General features: G+C 37.5%; 25 protein-coding genes and 1 other annotated feature. Of the genes, 21 read left to right on the top strand and 4 right to left on the bottom strand.

The annotated features are described in order from the left end of the window. Nucleotides 1–34: 34 nt before the first annotated feature. The 9 genes from pepV to tyrS all read left to right on the top strand — a co-directional run bounded on the left by pepV (nt 35) and on the right by tyrS (nt 8,120). Nucleotides 35–1,426, top strand: coding sequence for a dipeptidase PepV (gene pepV, locus EDD61_RS01175; protein WP_008688606.1), 1,392 nt, complete (start codon nt 35–37; stop codon nt 1,424–1,426). Between the two features lie 8 nt (nt 1,427–1,434). Then, nucleotides 1,435–2,094: a tRNA (guanosine(46)-N7)-methyltransferase TrmB gene (gene trmB / locus EDD61_RS01170; protein WP_008978316.1), complete on the top strand. Its 660-nt coding sequence runs from the start codon at nt 1,435–1,437 to the stop codon at nt 2,092–2,094. Nucleotides 2,095–2,175: 81 nt separating this feature from the next. Continuing rightward, nucleotides 2,176–2,514: a thioredoxin family protein gene (locus tag EDD61_RS01165; RefSeq protein WP_008688603.1), complete on the top strand. Its 339-nt coding sequence runs from the start codon at nt 2,176–2,178 to the stop codon at nt 2,512–2,514. Nucleotides 2,515–2,533: 19 nt separating this feature from the next. Then, the gene (locus tag EDD61_RS01160) at nt 2,534–3,289 is read left to right on the top strand and encodes an internalin (protein ID WP_132223386.1); all 756 of its coding nucleotides are present in this window, start codon (nt 2,534–2,536) and stop codon (nt 3,287–3,289) included. A gap of 18 nt (nt 3,290–3,307) precedes the next feature. Further along, nucleotides 3,308–4,621 carry a UDP-N-acetylmuramate--L-alanine ligase gene (murC, locus tag EDD61_RS01155; protein ID WP_117547618.1) on the top strand — a complete coding sequence of 438 codons (1,314 nt, stop codon included), beginning with the start codon at nt 3,308–3,310 and terminating at the stop codon, nt 4,619–4,621. A 49-nt stretch (nt 4,622–4,670) separates the two neighbouring features. After that, nucleotides 4,671–5,066 carry a hypothetical protein gene (locus tag EDD61_RS01150; RefSeq protein WP_008688600.1) on the top strand — a complete coding sequence of 132 codons (396 nt, stop codon included), beginning with the start codon at nt 4,671–4,673 and terminating at the stop codon, nt 5,064–5,066. After that, nucleotides 5,063–5,596, top strand: coding sequence for a hypothetical protein (locus tag EDD61_RS01145; RefSeq protein WP_132223383.1), 534 nt, complete (start codon nt 5,063–5,065; stop codon nt 5,594–5,596). Before EDD61_RS01150 ends, EDD61_RS01145 begins: the two co-directional genes overlap by 4 nt. Before the next feature lie 18 nt (nt 5,597–5,614). Beyond that, nucleotides 5,615–6,610: a LacI family DNA-binding transcriptional regulator gene (locus EDD61_RS01140; protein WP_008688596.1), complete on the top strand. Its 996-nt coding sequence runs from the start codon at nt 5,615–5,617 to the stop codon at nt 6,608–6,610. A gap of 42 nt (nt 6,611–6,652) precedes the next feature. Then, nucleotides 6,653–6,858: a binding site (T-box leader), on the top strand. Nucleotides 6,859–6,896: 38 nt separating this feature from the next. Beyond that, a complete protein-coding gene (gene tyrS / locus EDD61_RS01135) occupies nt 6,897–8,120 on the top strand; it encodes a tyrosine--tRNA ligase (protein WP_008688593.1) in 1,224 nt (407 codons plus the stop codon). Between the two features lie 536 nt (nt 8,121–8,656). Here the strand turns inward: tyrS and EDD61_RS01125 are convergent. Both EDD61_RS01125 and EDD61_RS01120 read right to left on the bottom strand, forming a co-directional pair. Beyond that, a complete protein-coding gene (locus EDD61_RS01125) occupies nt 8,657–9,073 on the bottom strand; it encodes a DUF2871 domain-containing protein (RefSeq protein ID WP_008688590.1) in 417 nt (138 codons plus the stop codon). Between the two features lie 178 nt (nt 9,074–9,251). Further along, nucleotides 9,252–9,824, bottom strand: a complete 573-nt coding sequence (locus EDD61_RS01120; RefSeq protein ID WP_008688589.1) for a TetR/AcrR family transcriptional regulator — start codon at nt 9,822–9,824, stop codon at nt 9,252–9,254. Nucleotides 9,825–9,953: 129 nt separating this feature from the next. Here EDD61_RS01120 and EDD61_RS01115 point away from each other — a divergent pair, with 129 nt between their 5' ends. The 11 genes from EDD61_RS01115 (at nt 9,954) to EDD61_RS01065 (ending at nt 17,788) form a co-directional block, all read left to right on the top strand. Continuing rightward, on the top strand, nt 9,954–10,724 hold the full coding sequence (locus tag EDD61_RS01115; RefSeq protein ID WP_008688588.1) for a hypothetical protein: 771 nt from the start codon (nt 9,954–9,956) through the stop codon (nt 10,722–10,724). Then, nucleotides 10,714–11,295 (top strand): dipicolinate synthase subunit B, encoded by a 582-nt coding sequence (locus EDD61_RS01110; protein ID WP_008688587.1) that lies wholly within the window; start codon nt 10,714–10,716, stop codon nt 11,293–11,295. The genes EDD61_RS01115 and EDD61_RS01110 overlap by 11 nt, the downstream gene beginning before the upstream one ends. Beyond that, entirely contained in the window at nt 11,295–12,146 is an 852-nt protein-coding gene (gene dapA, locus EDD61_RS01105) for a 4-hydroxy-tetrahydrodipicolinate synthase (protein ID WP_132223377.1), read from the top strand. The genes EDD61_RS01110 and dapA overlap by 1 nt, the downstream gene beginning before the upstream one ends. 39 nt (nt 12,147–12,185) lie before the next feature. Beyond that, nucleotides 12,186–12,365, top strand: a complete 180-nt coding sequence (locus EDD61_RS01100; protein ID WP_008688585.1) for a sporulation protein Cse60 — start codon at nt 12,186–12,188, stop codon at nt 12,363–12,365. 40 nt (nt 12,366–12,405) lie between these two features. Continuing rightward, nucleotides 12,406–12,570, top strand: a complete 165-nt coding sequence (locus EDD61_RS01095; RefSeq protein ID WP_008688582.1) for a DUF1540 domain-containing protein — start codon at nt 12,406–12,408, stop codon at nt 12,568–12,570. Nucleotides 12,571–12,721: 151 nt separating this feature from the next. Then, a complete protein-coding gene (locus tag EDD61_RS01090) occupies nt 12,722–13,285 on the top strand; it encodes a hypothetical protein (RefSeq protein WP_132223374.1) in 564 nt (187 codons plus the stop codon). A 14-nt stretch (nt 13,286–13,299) separates the two neighbouring features. Continuing rightward, the gene (locus tag EDD61_RS01085; RefSeq protein WP_132223371.1) at nt 13,300–14,952 is read left to right on the top strand and encodes an oligosaccharide flippase family protein; all 1,653 of its coding nucleotides are present in this window, start codon (nt 13,300–13,302) and stop codon (nt 14,950–14,952) included. Between the two features lies 1 nt (nt 14,953). Next, nucleotides 14,954–15,652 (top strand): pseudouridine synthase, encoded by a 699-nt coding sequence (locus tag EDD61_RS01080; protein WP_132223368.1) that lies wholly within the window; start codon nt 14,954–14,956, stop codon nt 15,650–15,652. Next, entirely contained in the window at nt 15,649–16,137 is a 489-nt protein-coding gene (locus tag EDD61_RS01075) for a dihydrofolate reductase (protein ID WP_132223365.1), read from the top strand. The genes EDD61_RS01080 and EDD61_RS01075 overlap by 4 nt, the downstream gene beginning before the upstream one ends. Further along, a complete protein-coding gene (locus EDD61_RS01070; protein WP_132223362.1) occupies nt 16,134–17,438 on the top strand; it encodes a pyrimidine-nucleoside phosphorylase in 1,305 nt (434 codons plus the stop codon). The genes EDD61_RS01075 and EDD61_RS01070 overlap by 4 nt, the downstream gene beginning before the upstream one ends. Further along, a complete protein-coding gene (locus tag EDD61_RS01065; protein WP_132223359.1) occupies nt 17,435–17,788 on the top strand; it encodes a hypothetical protein in 354 nt (117 codons plus the stop codon). Before EDD61_RS01070 ends, EDD61_RS01065 begins: the two co-directional genes overlap by 4 nt. Before the next feature lie 126 nt (nt 17,789–17,914). On the opposite strand, the gene EDD61_RS01060 is transcribed toward EDD61_RS01065, so the two are convergent. Next, entirely contained in the window at nt 17,915–18,253 is a 339-nt protein-coding gene (locus EDD61_RS01060; RefSeq protein WP_008688570.1) for a cupin domain-containing protein, read from the bottom strand. Next, entirely contained in the window at nt 18,254–18,826 is a 573-nt protein-coding gene (locus tag EDD61_RS01055; protein ID WP_008688560.1) for a TetR/AcrR family transcriptional regulator C-terminal domain-containing protein, read from the bottom strand. A 137-nt stretch (nt 18,827–18,963) separates the two neighbouring features. Between EDD61_RS01055 and EDD61_RS01050 the strand changes: the two genes are divergently transcribed. Continuing rightward, a complete protein-coding gene (locus EDD61_RS01050) occupies nt 18,964–20,124 on the top strand; it encodes an MFS transporter (RefSeq protein ID WP_132223356.1) in 1,161 nt (386 codons plus the stop codon). Nucleotides 20,125–20,198 lie beyond the last annotated feature (74 nt).

The following is a 20,198-nucleotide window of genomic DNA, read 5'->3' as shown; positions in this document are numbered from 1 at the left end:
GCTTTATGATAAAATAATATGCGAGGTGAAAAACATGAACTGGTTACAGGAATTGGAAACATATAAAGAAGATTTTATTCGTGATTTAAGAGGCTTGATTGCCATTGCTTCAATAGAAGATAAAGCAAGTGCTCGAGCAGGTGCTCCTTTTGGCGAAGGGTGCCGCAAAGCTTTGGATTATATGTTAGAGCTGGGACGTAAGGAAGGCTTTGAAGTAAAGGATTATGATGGCTATGCTGGCGTGATCAGCTATGGTGAAGGTACGGAAAGTGTTGGTGTATTAGCACATTTGGATATTGTGCCTTTAGGTGATGGCTGGACCAAAGATCCTTATGGAGGAGAAATTGAACAAGGCTATTTGTTTGGCAGAGGGGCTTTGGATGATAAAGGTCCTGCTATGGCGGGTTTTTATGCCTTAAAGATGTTAAAAGATAAAGGTATCCAATTGGATCGCAAGATCATGTTGATCTTAGGGTGCAATGAAGAAACGGGAATGGAATGCATGAAGTATTATACACAACATGGAGAAATACCTACCATGGGCTTTACACCCGATGCTGATTTTCCTGTGATTTATGGTGAAAAAGGCGGCTTGCATGTTAGGTTAAAAGGCGATGTGCAAACGTGTATAACCAGCATGCATGCCGGTGAACGTCCAAATATCGTCATCGGTAAAGCTAGTTTATGCGTGGATAAATGGAACGATGCCTATATGGATATGTTTGATTTTTACCTAAAATCGAATGGGTTAAAAGGCAGTGTTGCCTATGATGGAAAACAAGCTGTTTTAACCATGGAGGGGGTATCCGCACATGCAGCGATGCCATACAATGGAGTAAATGCTGGTTTGCATCTCTTGAATTTTGTAGGAAGTGCTATGCAGGATAAATTTGCGTATGATACGTATGCACTGCTGCATGATTGGCAGGGAAAACCATTGAATATTGCCATTGAGGGCGCTTATATGGGATTTTTGACAATGAATACCGGGATCATTCATATTGCTGATGGAAAGGCGGATATTACCATTGATATCCGTTATCCAAATGATGCGGATGCAAATCTGATCATAGATAATATGAAAAAAAGTGCCGAAAAACGTCAATATGCTTTAGATGTACTATTAGAACACGATACAAAACCTTTGTTTGTTGATCCACAATCTACCTTGGTAAGTACATTAAGTGAAGTATATCAAGAATACAGCAAGGACACCTTTACACCAAATAAGACAATTGGCGGAGGTACCTATGCGAAGAAATTTAAAAACTTTGTCGCCTTTGGACCTGAGTTTCCGAAAACCGAGATTCCTGAAGGATTATATGTCGGAGGATGTCATCAAAAAGATGAAGGGGTAAAACTAGAAGATTTAATGACTTCTATCGCTATTTATACAGCAGCTGTGGAAAAGCTGGGAAAGAAGTAGGACGATCTATGAGAATGCGAAAATTGCCATGGGCAGAAGACTTTTTAAAGGAGCAGGATGTCGTTATTAAAGAACCCGCTGCTTTGCAAGGCAAATGGAAAGAAACGCTAAAACGTGATGTGCTACATTTAGAGATTGGCTGTGGCAAAGGGGATTATTGGACAAAGATGGCTTTGCAATATCCAGAATACGGTTGGATCGGTGTTGAGAAAAATAACAATGTAGCTGCTCTGGCGGTACGTAAATATACAAAACAAGAAAAAGAAAAAGCACATATGCGATTCATCAACGATGATGCTGAGCAGCTTGCTTCTTGGTTTGCAGAAGGTGAAATTCAAGTCATCCATTTGAATTTCAGTGATCCTTGGCCTAAAAAACGAGCACATAAAAAGCGATTGTCAAATCAGAAATTTATTGCCCAATATGCGAAAATCTTGGCAGATGATGGGGAAATTCAGATGAAAACAGATAATAGCTCATTATTTGAATATAGTATAATAGAATTCCAAAATGCAGGTTGGTTTCTTCATGATTTCAGTGTGGATTTTCGCCGTGTTGCTCATGATGAAGATGTAATTACGGAATATGAGCATCGCTTCATGGAAAAAGGGCAGCCTATTTATCGTGCCATTTGGAAGAAATATCCTATGAATGAAAAGAATGCATAAATAATGAAAATAAAAAGTAAATTTTCATCGAATGATGCTATAATAAGAACATGTAAACGGTTCAACAAAAGGAGTCATACCATGAAAGAATATATGAATGTAATTAACAATGCAGAAGCGTTTTATAAAGCATGTGCCAGCGAAGGCAAAAATGTCTTTGTCTTTTCTGCGAATTGGTGTCCTGACTGTCGTTTTTTAGAAGGCTTTTTTGAAGACGTCGTAAAAGAATATACGGCAAAAGGCTTTACCTTTTACTATGTTGACCGTGATCAATGCATGGATGTATGTGTAGACTTGATGATCATGGGCATACCCAGCTTTGTCATTTATCTAAATGGGAAAGAAAGTAATCGGTTTGTATCGAAGCAGCGCAAGACTAGAGAAGAAATAGAACAATTCTTGAATCAAGTAAATCAATGACGCAGAAAGGGTGAGGAAAATGTCGTTATGGAAAAAAGTTACTTCCTTTCTGTTTGAAGAAACAGAGGCAGATATCATTGCAGAAGATGATTTGGAAGCAATTTCTTTAAAAGAGAAAGAAGCAAAAACAGTGGATAAAGAACCGCAGAATACGCCGAAACAAGCGGATCTAGAAAGTGTTAAAAAGGAACAGACGCCAATCAAGCAGGAGACGAGAAAGTTTGTCAGTATTGATTTAGAGACAAAAAAAGAACCAGCAAAAGAAGTAAAACAACCAAAAGAGACAATAAAAAGTCGACCTGTTATGAAAAAAGAAGAAAAGAAAGAATATGAGTTTACACCGGTGATTTCGCCGATTTTTGGAGCGAAAGAAGAAAACGCAAAAGCGAAGACTTCAACGAAGACACCTAATGTCAATATGCCACGCGCTCGCAAACGTAAGGAAAATCCGTTAGGGACAATTATATCACCGTATTATGGTGTGAATGAATTGGAAGAATTTGAAGAAGAAGCGAAAAAAGATATTGAAAAAAAAGCCAAAAGTAAGCAGGAAGAAATCATCATGACGGAAACAAGGGATGAGCTTTCATCACAAGAAATGCCGGCAGATTTATTACAAAAGGTAGAAGAAGAGGAAGAACATACGTTACCCTTGGAAGCTATTTTAGCAGATGATGATACGGATACTGAAGATTTGTTGCAAATTTCGCTGTTTGGCGATTCTACGCCAATCAAAGAGGCTGAATCTAATATAAAAGATGTAACGGAAAAATAAAGGGAGTGTAAACGTAATATGGAATATTATTTTATTGGTATCAAGGGAAGCGGTATGGCATCTTTAGCTACGATCGTCTTTGACCGCCATGAACAAGTGAGCGGTTCGGATATTGATAAATATATCTTTACCCAAAAACCTTTAGAGGAACGACATATTCCGATTTACCATTTTGATGAGAATAACATTAAAGAAGGAATGACAATCATCATTGGCAATGCTTTTAATGAAAGCAATCCGGAAGTGAAAAAAGCCATGGAATTGGCCAAGCAAGGAAAAGTGCAGGTATACTGGTATCATGATTTTTTAGGGCAGTTGGTCGAAGAATATACAAGTATCAGTGTTGCCGGTACCCATGGTAAGACCACAACGACAGGCATGATTTCTCATGTGATGGCCGAAGTAGCACCAACTGGTTTTTTGATTGGTGATGGTACAGGAGATATGCCGGATGATGGTGAATATTTTGTCTTAGAATCCTGTGAATATCAGCGTCACTTTTTGGCTTATAAACCGCAATACGCGATCATTACGAATATTGAATTGGATCATGTGGATTATTATAAAGATATGGAAGATTATCGCGATGCATTTGAAACCTTTGCCAATCAAGTAAAAAAAGGTATTGTACTGTTTGGTGATGATGAAGAAGTGCGTCGCCTGCACGTCAAAACGAAGCATTTGTATTATGGTTTACAGGATGACAATGACGTACAAGCTGTTCATGTTATACAAAATGAAGAAGGTATGTCTTTTGATGTTTTATATAAAAAAGCGTACTTTGGCAGTTTTAAATTACCGTTTGTTGGGAAACCTTTATTGTGGAACAGCCTAGGGGTAATCGCTTTAGGAATCATGGAAGGATTACAACCGGCAGTGTTACAGGAAGGATTGGCAAGTTTTCCGGGAGTAAAACGCCGTTTTACGATAGAAGAAAAAAATGGTAATGTGTATATTGATGATTATGCACATCATCCAACTGCTGTTAAGTATATGATTGAGGCTGCTCGCATTAAGTATCCTGATAAAAAAATCATTGCGATATTTAAACCGGATCGTTATTCTCGTATCTATTATTTTATGGATCGTTTTGCCCAAGAATTAGATCAAGCTGACGAGACATATTTATGCCATTTTCCTGAAAATGCCGCAAAAGAGCCAGGAATCAATATTACGATACAAGATTTAGCAGATCGTTGCGCGCATGCTCAAGTGATTCAAGAAGATGAAACAGCGGCTAAGTTTTTAGCAGATCGCGGCCCTGCAGTATATCTGTTTATGAGCAGTAAAGATATTTATAAATTAAAAAATATTGTAAAAAGTTTTCAGTAAACTTGTAAATGTTTACAAAATAAGGTAAAATATAAAAAGAGGTGTTTCTATGGGTTTAGATCAGTTATTGGAATTAACGAGTAATGTTGCCGCTAAGGCATTACCGATTGTAGGTGTTATTGTCCTGATATTTCTGGTTATCTTTGTCAGGCATCTGATCGTGTTATTAAAAAGTGCGAATGAAGCTGTGATCAGTATGAAAAAAACACTCGATACGACAAACAAAGAATTGGAAACACTGGAAAAGCCTTTACAGACTTTAAATGAATTAAGTGAGACTGTTGACAGTGTGCATGAAGCAAGCAAACATGCTGTTCGCAGTACGATGGTGATGGTGATTGAAAATTTCTCTTTGATTAAAGATTGGATTTTACATCATATGGGAAAAGATGGCAGCGATGAGCAACAGGAAGAAGCCTGTGAGCAGGAGGTGCATACTTCATGAGCGATGCAAGCCAGCATGTTGATGACATGGAAAAAGAAACGCGTTATACCATTATTCAAATGGAAGATGACGAGGATAATGAAAATGCCTCTTCAATTTTTGCGGATGCCAAAATAGAACTAAGTCGGATGTACGCAGAATTTCGTCAGTGGATAAAAAATAATGTGAATGCGCAGGAAACAACACAGCGTTTAGAAAAACTGAAGACTGATACGGCCTTGTTATTGGAAACAACGAAACAGAAAGTAGCAGCCTTTAATCAGCGTGAGGATGTAAAAAATGGCAAGGAAAAACTGAATGAAATGACGGGCAAAGTGACGAATGCATTCAGTGATGGTGTAGATGAGCTTATGAAGAAGGACTATGTTGTGAAAACGATGGATACCATTACGGACACGGTTAGTGCTATTCGTGAAGATGAGCGCGTTAAGAAGAATGTAAAGAAGCTAAAAAAGGGTACGCTGAAAGCAGCGGAAAAAGCCTTTGAAGGGTTACAACGTGTCTTAGACACGAAGGATGAAGACGATTAGTCAGAAGGGATAAGTGTTATGAAACGAATTACCATTTATGATGTAGCAAAAGAAGCAGATGTTTCACTGGCAACCGTTTCCCGTGTTATCAACGGTTCTGAAGTTGTCCGTGAAGACACACGTGTGAAAGTGCAGGAGGCAATTGAAAAATTAGGCTATAAACCGAATGCGATTGCTCAAGGATTGGCACTTCAGAAAACGACGACGATTGCTCTGATCGTACCAGAAGCAAGCTATTTCTATACGGGACAGATTATTAATGGTTTGATTGATGTGGCAAAAATTTATAAATATAATCTGATGCTGCATACAACGACGGAAGGCATTACTGAAATGAATGATATTATTGAAAATATCATCAAATCCCGTGTGGATGGTGTTGTGATTTTCAATGATAAGCTAAATAAGGAAGAATTGAATCAATTAACAAAATATCAAGTTCCCATTGTTGTCATCGGTAATAAGATGAGTGATGAAACTGTTGGTTCTGTTTATGTGGATTACTCCAGCCTTGTTTATGATTATGCAATGGATTGCATCGCAAAAGGGAAAAAACGTTTGGCATTGATTGAGGATCGTAAGAATCCAGCAATGATCAAACAACTTCGTGATGGATTATCACGTGCTTATAAAGAAAACGGTATGGAATTTGACGGCTATATTGAAATTCCTAAGGAATATCGTTCCTCTTACTTATTCTTGAAAGAATATGTGAAGGATGGCGTCCCTTATGATGTCGTCATTACGTATCGTGATTCTCAAGCTATGGCGGTTATGAACACCGTGAAAGAAGCAGGAATGAATATTCCGGATGATGTGGAATTGGTATGTATCTTAGATAGTAAATATAACTCTATGGCACGCCCTCAGATTTCTGGCTTTAAAATTCCAGATTATGATTTAGGTGCTGTTGCTATGCGTTTATTGACAAAGATGCTAACGGATGAAAATGATGTTCCAGATAAAGAAATCGAATTGAGCTATATTTTCACTCCACGTAAATCAACCAAGTAATCATTGCTTGACAAAGTAAAAAATTACATTATACTTAATACTACAACAGCTATGATAAGAAAGAGTACATAAGGAAATGAGCACAGAGAAGCGGCTGGCTGGTGAAAAGCCGCAGTCAGGAACTTATGGAATACACCTTGGAGCTGCTTTATGAAAAGTAAAGCCGTATGCTCACGTTATGAGCTAGAGAGCCTCATGTTATGAGGAACTAAGGTGGTACCACGCAAATAAAAAACGGCGTCCTTGGATAAGGGCGCTTTTTTAATGGCTGAGAAAGGAATAGACTATGAATATTTATGAAGAATTGGTATGGAGAGGCTTAATTAAAGATTGTAGCTCACCGAAAATTGAAAACATGCTGAATAATGAAAAGGTCACTTTTTATATTGGTACTGATCCTACCGGAGACAGCTTGCATATTGGACATTATTCATCCTTTTTAATTTCTAAGCGTTTAAAACAGGCAGGGCACAATCCGATTTTGTTAGTTGGTGGAGGAACAGGGTTAATTGGCGACCCTAAGCCAACAGCAGAACGCGCTATGATATCAAAAGATGAAGTTGCGCATAACTTTGCATGTCTAAAGAAACAGGCGCAGGATGTATTTGGCTTTGAAGTTGTAAATAACTACGATTGGATTAAGGATATCAATACTTTGGATTTCTTGCGCGATTATGGGAAATATTTTAACATTAATTATATGTTGAATAAAGATATTGTTGCTCGTCGATTGGATGAAGGAATTACGTATACAGAATTTTCTTATATGATCTTACAGGCGTTGGATTTTATGCATTTGTATGAAAATCGCAACTGTATCATGCAAGTAGCAGGACAAGATCAGTGGGGGAATATCACAGCCGGTATTGAATTGATTCGTAAGAAATTAGGTAAAGAAGCATATGGGTTTACAATGCCATTGGTAACTAAGGCGGATGGAACAAAGTTTGGCAAAAGCGAAGGCAAGGCGATTTGGCTGGATAAAAATAAAACATCTTCTTATGAACTGTATCAGTTCTTGGTGAATAGTGAAGATAGTAAGGTTATTGAATATTTAAAGACATTGACCTTCTTAAGTCGCGAAGAAATTGAAGATTTAGAAGAAAAGACAAAGATAGATGCGGGACGCAGAGAAGCACAAAAGGCACTTGCAAAAGCTGTCGTTATTGATTTGCATGGTGAAGAGGAATATGAAAAAGCATTAAAAATTACGAATGCTTTCTTCAAAGGAAATATTAAAGATTTAACCAGCGATGAACTCGAGGATGCGTTGCATGGTTTTGATAGTATCGCAGTAGATGATCATATGCCGTTACTTGATGTCTTAGTACAAGCGAAAATTGCTAGTAGTAAACGTGAAGCAAGAGAATGGATCAAGCAAGGTTCTATTCAAATCAATGGTGAACGTATAAAAGACTGTGAATTTATCGTAAGCTCAACACATGCAATCACAACGAATAAAACCATCATCAAACGCGGGAAACGTAATTATTATGTAATTACACAATAAGATAAACAAAGAATTTCAAACAGATATGCTTATGAAATCCCACGTTTCAATATGAAAGATTATATATATATGAGAAAAAAGCACATACAGAAATAGTATCTGATGTGCTTTATTTATTAGTGAATGAAAGCTGCTGGTGATAAAATTGCTTTATAAAACACAGGCCTGATATGCATAGGGCTAGACCTATACCGGTATAAAAAGATTTTATGCATACTGTTGGCCATACATTGCTTTTTCTTAATAAAATACCACCGCTCATCATACAAAACATGATGATGTATGATTTTCTATCGAAAAATTGTAATATATGCATATAAGCATGGGCATAACGTAAGATTCGATTTGTATGCTTATGAATGAGTTTGCGAAAAATAGCAAAATAGAAAACAAGAAAGGTCAAAATCGTTGCTAGCATCATCCATAAAGTAAGAACAGAAGTGGATTGATAGCCGATATTTAGAATATTAATACCCGCTAGCAACCAAATGAAGCCGGCTAGTAACAAAAGGTAGTTTTTAGGGATATACATTCGTTTACGCATCTTTCACACTCGCTTTCAATATAAACAGGAAAAGAAGAAGACCGATACCTGTTAGGATATGGCCGATACCGGAAACACCGGAGATCATAGCGTTAACAGTATTGGTTAGTTCATTGCCATTTACTTGTGTGATACCGCGCAGAAAGAGCATGAGGGAAGTTAATAAGACACCGGGATGGTAGAGAATAAGAAATAGCCGATAATGTTTTTGTTTTTCGATATGAAATTGATGAATGGCAAATGTCACGATGAGAAACATGACCATTCCCAGCAGAAAGAGATGGGTATGTACAAAGGCAAGTGTTGTCCTGCCGTCAAATCCCATGAATTTGGTGTATTCGCGATAAAAGATACCACCAATCATGGCGAGAATTGCATAAAGTATAGCGTAGTTTACTGTTCTTTTCATAATGATAGAACTCCTTTCTTATGATGCTAAATAATGGAATTGCTTTATCATGCTTCGCCTTTTTAATAGAGAGGGTTTCAAAAAATACCAATGGTTAGATAGAGAATATGAAAGCCTATTTCCATTATTTATTGTTTGCAAAGCATTGTTGCTGAACTTTGTTCGTTGTAACGTGAAATTATGTTGATTTCGCATATAATAAGCGATATAACATTTCTTTTGTGAATTGACAGTTTTTGCGTTGATGTGAGAGATCTACCAACATATGTTCAAATAAAAACTGTAGAAAGGCTTCCTTTGTAAAGGTTGCTGTCCATAAGCTTTCAGGAATATGCGAATCTTGAGATAGGACAAGAAGAAACCCTTTCTGTATGTGCTGTAAATATTGTTGTTCCAAGGCTTTCCCCTTTTGCTTATCTTCTGAACGCAATACATGCAATTGTCCTAAAAAAACAGCTTGGAAATCCTCTATATGTTCGCTTAAACGTTGATAGATGGTTTCATAGAAGATAGGGAAACAAGGGGGTTCATCGAATGTGCAAAGATCTTTATGAAAAACCTTTTTCCAGAAATTTTCGATGATAGCCAATACTAAATCGGCTTTTGAAGGAAAGTAATTGTACACTACACCAACAGATATATCCAGTTTTTTGGCGAGTGAGCGAATACTGAGGTGAGTCATTCCTTCCTCATAGGTGATTTGTTCGGCAGCTTCTAATAATTCGTCTTTTGATGTGACTACCTTATTCATAATGATTCCTCCTAATATGAACACTGTTCATTATAGACGCGTTATTGCTGCTCGTCAAGTAGAATACCTTTCTATGCTATAGAACCAATCGATACAATTCACATAGTATAAAAGTAAAGGAGGAGTGCTATGAAAATCGGTGTGGTTTGTAGTGATGAAAGAATGATGCAGGTAGCAGATAATCTGAAAAAAGATTATGTAGTTTATAGGATACAGGAAGATACTGACTTTTTAACATTACCACAGCTGGATGCTTTTGTCTTGCCAGTGAAGGGAATGAATGAAGAACATAATGTACAGATGTGGAATTCCTATATGCATATTCCCAGTAGCTTTTGGAAAATTCAGGGAAAAGAAATGGTTGTTTTCCAGGGTATAGAAAATGAAGCTGCCAAAAAATTAAATGTAGAAGTCGATTATTATATGAATGCGGAAGAGGTCATAACACAAAACGCTATTTTAACAGCAGAAGGTGTTTTAAATGAATTAATTTCACATACTTGTAAAAGTATTTATGCTATAACAATCGATATTGTTGGATATGGGCATTGTGGTAAAGCTATTTATACAATGTTAAAAAATCTTCATACTCATGTACGCGTAATACGCCGTGATTGTGTGATGAGTAAGGAATTTTTACCAATAAAGGAATGGAAAGAATGTGGCGATGTCATCATTTATACTGCTCCGGTACAAATATTGGATGATGCGCAGATACGTTCATGGTCAAAAACACCATTATTCTTAGATATTTCAACTCCCGTTTTGTTTCATGAGGAACAAATACACCGTCTGCATCTGAACTATTACAAGATCAGTAATCTGCCAGGTCGTTTTGCATGTATCAGTGCCGGTAATATTATCGCAGATCATATAAGGAGGAGATTACATGAAGAATAAGCGCATTTTATTTGGTATTTGTGGCTCATTTTGTAATCATGCGAAAGTATTAAAGCAGTTGGAAATCTTATGTCAGGAAAATGATGTACAAATCGTGGTAAGTGAAAATGTGTACACTTGTGATACACGTTTCTTTAAAGCGGATGATTTTTTGAATCGCTTGGTAAATTTAAGTGGTCACAGTATCATTCATACAATCGTAGAGGCTGAAAAGGTCGGCCCATGCAATTGTTACGATCTAATGGTGATTGCCCCGATGAGTGCTACTGTTTGTGCAAAACTAGTGCACGGCATTTACGATCATCCTGTTACACTAGCTGCCAAAGCTATGCTGCGAAATAAGAAAAATATTGTTTTTGGAATAGCAACAAATGATGGCCTGGGGATTAGTGGAGCTAATATTTTCACTCTGCTGAATTATCGAGGGTTTTATGCCATTCCATTTGCTCAAGATGCACCATTCCAAAAAGAACGCAGTATTGTCGCCAAATGGGATCTGTTAATGGAAACCTGTGATATGGCGCTTCAAGATCAACAGATAGAACCAATCTTATTAGGAGGAAACGTATAATGGCAAAATTGATGGTAGCATTGATTACTCCCTTTACCAAAGAACATGAGGTTGATTATCCGGCATTGCGTGCATTAATTGCCCGCTTAATGGCGGAGGGAGCGGATGGGTTTATCGTATGTGGTACAACAGCAGAAACACCTTGTTTAAGTGAAGAGGAACGTTTGCAAATAGTGAAATTTGTTTTGCAAGAAACCCATCATGAGATAGAAATATGGTTTGGCTGTGGGACAAATTGTACAGCAGATACTTTGCGGGCTGTGCATCAGGTTCAACAGCTGCCTATTGATGGTGTGCTTTTAGCTGCACCGTACTATAATCGACCTTCACAAGCTGGATTGTATGAACATTTTGCATGCATTGCTGCACATAGCTCTGTCAATATTATGCTTTATAATATCCCATCTCGGACAGGTGTGAAACTTGAAGCAGAGACGATCGCAAAATTAATAACAACATGTCCGAATATTGTTGCTTTAAAGCAGGCATGTGATGATTTTGCAGCAGTTCAAAAGTTAAAAAAAGAGCATCCTCATTTCATAATATATAGCGGGGAAGATGGAACCATTGATGAAGGCATGGATGCGGGTATGGATGGTTTGGTATCTGTACTTGGACATGTATCACTTACCAAGCTAAAGCATTTTCTATGTGGCAATCGTAAAGATAACGAATTGCGTAAGGAATTAAAGCAGGAAGCGACATTGTTATTTCAGGAACCATCTCCAGCTTGTGTGAAATATGTCTTGGCACAAAGAGGAGAAATTCAAAATGTTTTGCGATTACCTATGATCGAAGTGCAAAATGAACATTTAAAAAAGAAACTACAGGCTACTTTTATCGACAAGTAATCCTTCATGAATATGTTAGAGTCATCTTAGGTGATGAAGATGGTTCAGGTCAAAGTGTTTGATGAGGAGCATGAGGATGATCTCAGCGATATGATCAATGCATTTTTAGAGGATAATCCGGATATCGATGTAGTTGATATTAAATTTTCAACTTCCTGCAGTATACAGGAGGAAGAACAAATATATTGCTTTTCAGCACTACTCATATATCGCACATAACATGAAAGTGTTTGCGCATACTACTGATGGAGGTGTAAATATGCAGAAAAAAACCGAAATTTTATGTAGTGTGAACAATTGTGTCTATCATAAAGACAATCATTGTGTAGCAGAAACCATCAGTGTTACTTGCGACAATTGCATTGAACCAAATGCTTGTTGCGAAACTGAATGCAGTTCTTTCCGTTGCAAATGCGGAAAATAACAAACAAAGGCGATCCATACGATCGCTTTTTCTTTCCGCGAATTCCTAAGACAATCATCAATACTTTCCCATCGACAGATAAAAGCCCCTTGATATTACAGGTATGGTGCATTTCACATACATATGGTATAATTAAAACCGAGGTGATTTCATGCGTAAACTTTCGATTTTATGCATCTTGTTGACGGTATTTCTTACCGGATGTAAAAATCTGCATCATCAAGATAGTGAAAGCATAAAAGTATATGAGAGCTTTATTGATGCCGTAGTTAGCAATAAGGGGATAGAATCAAAAATCATTCCCTTTGAATATAAGATGAATGTAATTAAACAAAAGGATGATTATAAATATGAAATAGAGCTGTATAATCCACAGGTTGCCATGTATGATATCCAGGCCATCGCAGTGGATCAGAATATGGATTCTAATACGAATGTATATCCTTGTATTGGGATATTAGGGGATGATGCCAACAGTCAGTATAATATGATTCCCTATCAAGCGCGGGGAGAAAAAGGCTTTGTTAAAATGATCATTTTAGATGCAATATCACCAAAGAAACAATTTACGGTCAATGTGATGGTGACTTGGAAAGACAGCACATTGCAAAACCAATCCCGTGTTTTTTTCAACTGTAATTATGTGCAGGAAAAAGGGGATACGGCAATTGGAGAAAAGACTACTTCGGATGCTGGTAAAGCAAATGTGGATTAGAGAGGAAACTATTCATGAAGGATAACACAAGAAGTACAAAAAGAAAACAGTCAATCGTCGCCGGAGCATTGGTAAGCTCTGCTGGTATCTTTTTTGCCAAATTGATTGGACTGATTTATGCAATACCATTCAATAATATTTTGGGTACCAATGTCAACGTCGAATATTATGCGATTACCCAATCGCTCTATATGTATTTATTAAATGTATGTCAGGCGGGCTTTCCTTTTGCAATAGCAACACTGGTAGCTCGTTACACGACAAAAGGTGATTATAAGACAAGTATTTTTGTGAAAAAGCTCAGCACGCGATTGATGATTTCTTTAGGATTTGTCATGATGTTGTTATTTATGCTGTTTTCCAAACCAATTGCGCATATGATGTACGATGGGGCAGGAAGTGCAGATGATTTACGTTGGGCATTTGTCGGCTCCAGTTTTGCTTTGTTCTTTGTGCCGATTCTGAGTAGTATGCGTGGGTTTTATCAGGGATTGAAAGAGATGGAAATCTATTCATTGTCACAAGTTTTGGAACAGCTAGCAAATGCTTCGTTTGTGCTGATTGCTTCCAGCATCGCTGTTTATATCTTTCATGGTGATCATATATGGACTGTATATTTTGGCGTTTTCTCAACGAGCGTTGCAGCTATCACGGCGATGATCCATCTTAAATTTTATGATCGTAAGCGAATGAAAGAAATACGACGATTGGCACATGAACAAGCCTTTGAAAATAAGATTGAAAGCAGAGAGATTTTAAAGGAATTGTTATATGTATCCATACCGTTTATGTTAATAGCTTTATTAGGCTATAGTGATAGCATTATTAACACATTGTTCTTACAAAAAGGTTTAAAGGGGCATGGTCTTTCAGGAAGTGAAATCACCCTGATTTCATCTACTATTAATTATAAGGTTGTTAAGTTGATGAGTATTCCCATGGTATTGGCACCAGGTTTTTCCAGTGCGATCATTCCCCATATTACAAGTGCCATAACGCAACATAATATGAAACAGGTACGTAAAAACATCCGCGATTGCATAGATATCGTTTTGTATATTGCTTTACCGGTATCGTTTTGCCTATATGTGTTTGCTGAACCGCTGATCGTTACACTATTTCCGCCGGAACATGCTAAAGACATCCCGGCAGTAGCCCAGATTATTCGCTGGTTTTCCATTGTCGCTTTTCTAGATACGATGACTCCAATTGTTACCAATTTAATGGTGGCTACGGGGTTACGACGCAATTCTGTGCGTAATACGACAATTCAAGTCGTTGTGAAATTTGCCCTTAGCTATATCATGCTGGTAAAATTTAGCTACCAAGGCTTAGTGTTTTCCACGGTGATTTCAGCTATGCTGAATATTAGCATCAGTTTGTATGAACTAACAAAACATCATGATATTCAATGGAAATATACCTTGCATCGACTTTTCGTCATCCTATGCGGTTGTGGTATTTTATGGATACTTGCACAACTGTGCTTTCATTTAGGACTTCGTGGAAATTATGAGGCAGGACGTGGCATGGCATTTATACAAATGGCCTTTGCTGGCGGTATTTCTTGTATTGGCTACTTTGCGTTCACGTATGTATTCCATTTGCCACAAACGTTATTACACTTGGATTTTGCTGTATTATTTAAGAAACGGAAGAGAGGATAATATGCGATTAGATAAATATTTATCCCATGCCGGTGTGGGAACACGTAAAGAAGTGAAACAACTAATTCGCAAAAAACATGTACGTGTGAATGGTGAATTGGTGGTAAAAGATGATATGCATGTGGAAGAAGATGATTTGGTTCAACTCGATGGGGAACATATTTATTATGAACCTTTCGTCTATTTGATGCTGAATAAACCAAGTGGAGTCATTTGTGCTACTCAGGATAGTGAACATGAAACAGTGTTAGATTGTTTTGATGTCATGTTGCCCAAAGGCTGCTTCCCAGTTGGAAGATTAGATATGGATACGGAAGGGCTGGTGCTCATTAGCAATGATGGGAAACTAGCGCATCACTTACTATCACCTAAGCACCATGTACGTAAAACCTATTATGTCGAGCATCAGCTATGTTTAGATGAAACGGCAATTAAAACATTGTGCAATGGAAGCATCATTTTAGATGAAAAAACAGTATTATGTGCTGCATTAGAAGTCATTAATGAAACAAGCTGTTTCTTTCACATTGAAGAGGGCCGCTATCATCAGATAAAACGGATGTTTTCAGCTGTTGGCAATGAGGTACTGTATTTAAAACGCGTAGCTATGGGGCCTTTGCGATTAGATGATCATTTAGAAGTGGGCGAGTGGCGAGCGCTGACACAGGAAGAGCTTGCTGCTCTTAAGACAGTCGCATGATTGTTCTCATGGCTGCTCTGGATGCACATGGACTTATTGGTAATCATGATAAAATGCCTTGGCATGTGCCAGAAGAATTGGCATTTTTTAAACTGAAAACCCTCCATCAGCATGTACTCATAGGAAGAGAAACATGGGAGGCGATGGAAAGTACATTGCCGCAACGACACGTTCATGTTTTAACTAGGAATCCTGACTATGCAGGCAAACCAGGGTATGAATATATCGAAACTTCCCTGCAAAAAGTCATCTTCAATTGGAAACCACAAGCACAGCCATTACTCATCTGTGGTGGTGCGCAAACATATGAGCAGTCTTTACCATATGCAGATGAGTTATGGCTTTCACTTCTTCCTGACACCTATGAAGGAACGGTATTTTTTCCTAAGTTTGATGAGAAAGACTTTATGGTGAAAGAGCAAATTAGATATACAAAATTTCAATTTTTTCGCTTATTGCGAAAAAAGAAAGGAGCATCTTTATGAGGTTTGTCGATATCATAGAAAAAAAGAAAGAAAAAGCATCCTTGACAAAAGAAGAATTACATTTTTTCATTGATGGTTATGTGAAAGGCACCATCCCTGATTATCAGGTGAGTGCACTCTTGATGGCTATTTACTTTAATGGTATGGATGCTCAGGAAACGGCCTGCTTATGTGAAGAAATGTTGTATAGTGGAGATGTCATGGATCTGTCTGCGATTTCTGGTGTGAAATGTGACAAGCATTCTACAGGTGGCGTAGGTGATAAAACAAGCTTATCCTTAGCACCGATGGTAGCAGCCTGTGGCGCCAAGGTAGCAAAGATGAGTGGACGCGGCTTAGGTCATACCGGCGGCACTTTAGATAAGGCAGAAAGTATTGAAGGTTTTCGCGTGGATTTAAATGAACAGGAATTTCTTGAACAAGTCAATACCATCGGTTTGGCAATCATTGGACAAACGCAACGATTAGTACCTGCGGATAAAAAATTATATGCTTTACGAGATGTCACGGCTACTGTGAATTCAATACCGTTGATAGCCTCCAGCATCATGTCAAAAAAATTAGCTGCTGGCAGTGATACCATTTTGTTAGATGTAAAGTATGGTGAAGGGGCTTTTATGGAAACTGCACAAAAAGCAGAAGAATTGGCCGAAACGATGATAGCAATCGGTAAGCATTTCCATAAAGATGTTAGAGCCATGATTTCCAGCATGAATCAGCCTTTAGGCAATGCCATTGGAAATGCCTTAGAAGTAAAGGAAGCAATAGCTACCTTAAAAGGGGAAGGCCCGCAGGATTTTACTGAATTATGCTTGAAAGCTGGCAGTATTATGTTACAGCAGGCTCATCTTGCAAATAGTGAGTCACAAGCTAGGGCGATGTTGATGGAAGTTATTAAAAATGGGAAGGCTTTTGAAAAATTAATAGCAATGGTACAGGCCCAAGGAGGCAATGTAGAACAGATTAAACATCCAGAAACATTACCAAAAGCAAAAGCCATTTTTGAGGTAAAGGCGTTATGTGATGGTTATGTAAAAGAACTGCATGCCTTGCAATTAGGAACATTAGCGATGCAGCTTGGGGCCGGACGTATGGTAAAAGAAGATCGCATAGATCCTTCTGTTGGTATCGTTTTAAATAAAAAGGATGGCGATTATGTGCAAACAGGAGATGTACTTGCGTATGTGCATAGCAATCATCCATTAGCAAAACAATGGTTGCAGGATTTTTATGACGCGTATACATTTTCCGCTGTTCCACAAGCAAAACAGTCTTTGATTCATAAGGTATTAGGTGAATGAAAAAAGGTTTGTTTGCGCTTGCCTGTATCTGTATTCTAGTTGCCTTGGCAATAGATAAAGAAGTATTGATTAGTTCTTTTTGGTCTGTCATAAAATATGGCTGTATGGCGTATGGCATCACTTTGCTCACATATGCATTATGTAGTAAGCGTATCACTTATGTAAATACAACTTTGACCATGATGGGTGTCATATTGCTGACGTGTTATACGATTGTTTTAGTGGATACTTTTTTCTTTCATACCTTGCCTTGGCTCTCTGGTATGATAAGATATCCTATTTTCTCCGCTTATGTTCCAGCATATGTATTGTTTATAATACCAGGTATTTGCTTATCCTTTCATGAATAGAGCCATTTGCGTAATGAAAATGGGTTTAACATTAAATACAAGTATATGAGTTGAATAAGAACAACAAAAGAGCAGGGAATCTGCTCTTTTCCTTTGAAAATCGTTTTTCATTGCATAACGTTGTTTTTATCTTACAGAAGAAATAATGAGTGCCATAAACACCAAAGGCGTCGTACCAATGTTTTCAATGCCATGCGATGCTCCATCTGGAGTATGCGTTACATCAAATGGTTCTAAAATACGTATAGTGCCATTGTCATGATAACGAGCTTTTCCTTCAAGAATATAATAAGTTTCACTATCTCCGTGATGAGCATGATATCCCAACGAAGATCCAACATCAATTGTTACGCGAGCATACATTTTCACATGTGGACCCATTTCTTCTGGTGATAAAAGACGTTCTATGTGCATGGTTCCTTTTCCACCTGCACGGTTTTCATAATGTTCAATAGGTTGTTTCATTTAGGTAGTTCCTTTCATTTTACGATAGGATTCGCGATATTTCTCATAAGCCAGTTTTTCAGAATCCTGGGCTAAACTTTTCAAGGCACTGGCAACCTGTTCGGGACTCTCTTTCATATCCGATTTGATCCAATTAATCACAACACCACTGATACCAAAACTGAAAAATTCAGCATAAAATTTTTTATCCGAAGCATCAAGCTGATGATGTAAATCTAAAGCATCAATAGCTTTATAAAAAAGGGTGCTTGTTAGTGTGAAGATAAAATTTTGGAAGTAGCTTTCATCATGACGAATCGTATTGCTGTAAAACCATTTGTTATTACGAATATGTTGTAATAATACAGCCATGTAGCGATGCCAGTTTTCTAAAGAGATGTCTTCATCAAACACTTGACTGGCCTCTTGTTCATAAATCCAGCTCAGCAACTCGTATTTATCACGGAAATGATAATAAAACGTTTGACGATTAAAACCACTGACATGTGTTATATCCGCAATCGTAATTTTTGCAAAATTCTTGCGTGAGGTCAATTCCATAAGAGCAGTTGCTAATATGCTTTTTGTATCCATACTTTCCTGCTGCATAGTATCACCCGTTTCTTGTATCTTATTATACACTACTTTTTTTATGATAGCAAAGTTGTTTTCATTTGCTGTGGGTATGACATAAGGCTTTATGAATCATACTAATGATAGGATGTGATGGTATGAAACAAAAGAAACGATGGATTCTTTACAGCTTGAATTTTTTCGTGTTTGCGGCAATTTCTATGGTGAATACACAAATAATTCCTTATTTGGGAAAGGTAGGGTATGATGTAGTTGAGCGTGGTTATATCTTAGCAGGAAGTGCTATTATTGCTATCATCGGACAATTTCTGTTTGGTTATTTATGCGATCGATTTAAGAGATTAAAGCCTTTTTTCTTATTGGCATATGGTTTTATGATAGCAGGTAGTATCATGATGTTTATCATACATAAACAATTGTTTTATTATCATCTTTTTGCTGTTTCGCTTAGTGGAGGAATGGTAAAGGTCATTATGGGACTGAATGAAACATGGATGCTAGAGGTTGATGAGGAAAATTATGGCAGATTGCGAGCTGCCGGTGCTTTAGGATTGACCATTGGTTCACCGATCGCAGGCAGTGTCATTCATGCTTTCGGATATGATTTTTTACTATTTATGCTAATAGGAGTCAGCATATGCCTGCTCTTCTTTTTTTGGAAAAGCGTGGATGCACAAAAAAAGAAGAGCGAACATGTACGTTTAGAAAGTTTAAAAGAATTGCTTACGAATCGCTTATACTTATTACTCGTGTTGATTTATTTAATGATTTACATGATTGGTACGGCAGATCAATATGTCGTCATTGATAAGATGTTAGCGATTGGTGCTGATACGAGTGCTGTAGGGATTAAGTGGGCAGTACAGTCATTTATGGAAGTACCACTCTTCTTATTTGCTTCCGCTATTTTAAAACGTGTAAAACCAGGCATGCTTTTATTGTTTGGTACGGTGATGTATGGCCTAAAGTTTTTCTTATACGGAGTGTTTAGTGTTGCATGGGCAATCATCGCAGCAGCATCTTTACAGTTAGTGACGTTACCGATTATCATGCTAAGCAGCAAGATATTGATCAAAGAAATTACACCACGCAAATTGTTTAGCAGTGCACAAATGTTTGCCATGGCAATCTTTGTTGGTGTCAGTGGTTTACTGACTCCGATTATCACAAGTTATTTATGCAAGAGAATAGGGTATGATATGACGTTGTATATGATAGCTGCCTTTACCCTTTTGCCAGTTGTACTAATTCTTTGGTATTTACATTTACGTAAACAAGTGATAGCAAAACAATCCTGACATCCTATGCGGATGTTTTTTTATAAATGTATTTAACTAAATAGCCCTATTTTCAAAATATCAAACGATAAATA

The organism is Longicatena caecimuris (assembly GCF_004341945.1).
GTDB classification, from domain to species: Bacteria; Bacillota_I; Bacilli_A; order Erysipelotrichales; family Erysipelotrichaceae; genus Longicatena; species Longicatena caecimuris.
Note: the sequence above shows the minus strand (reverse complement) of the source record. Positions and strands in the feature narration are given on the sequence as shown.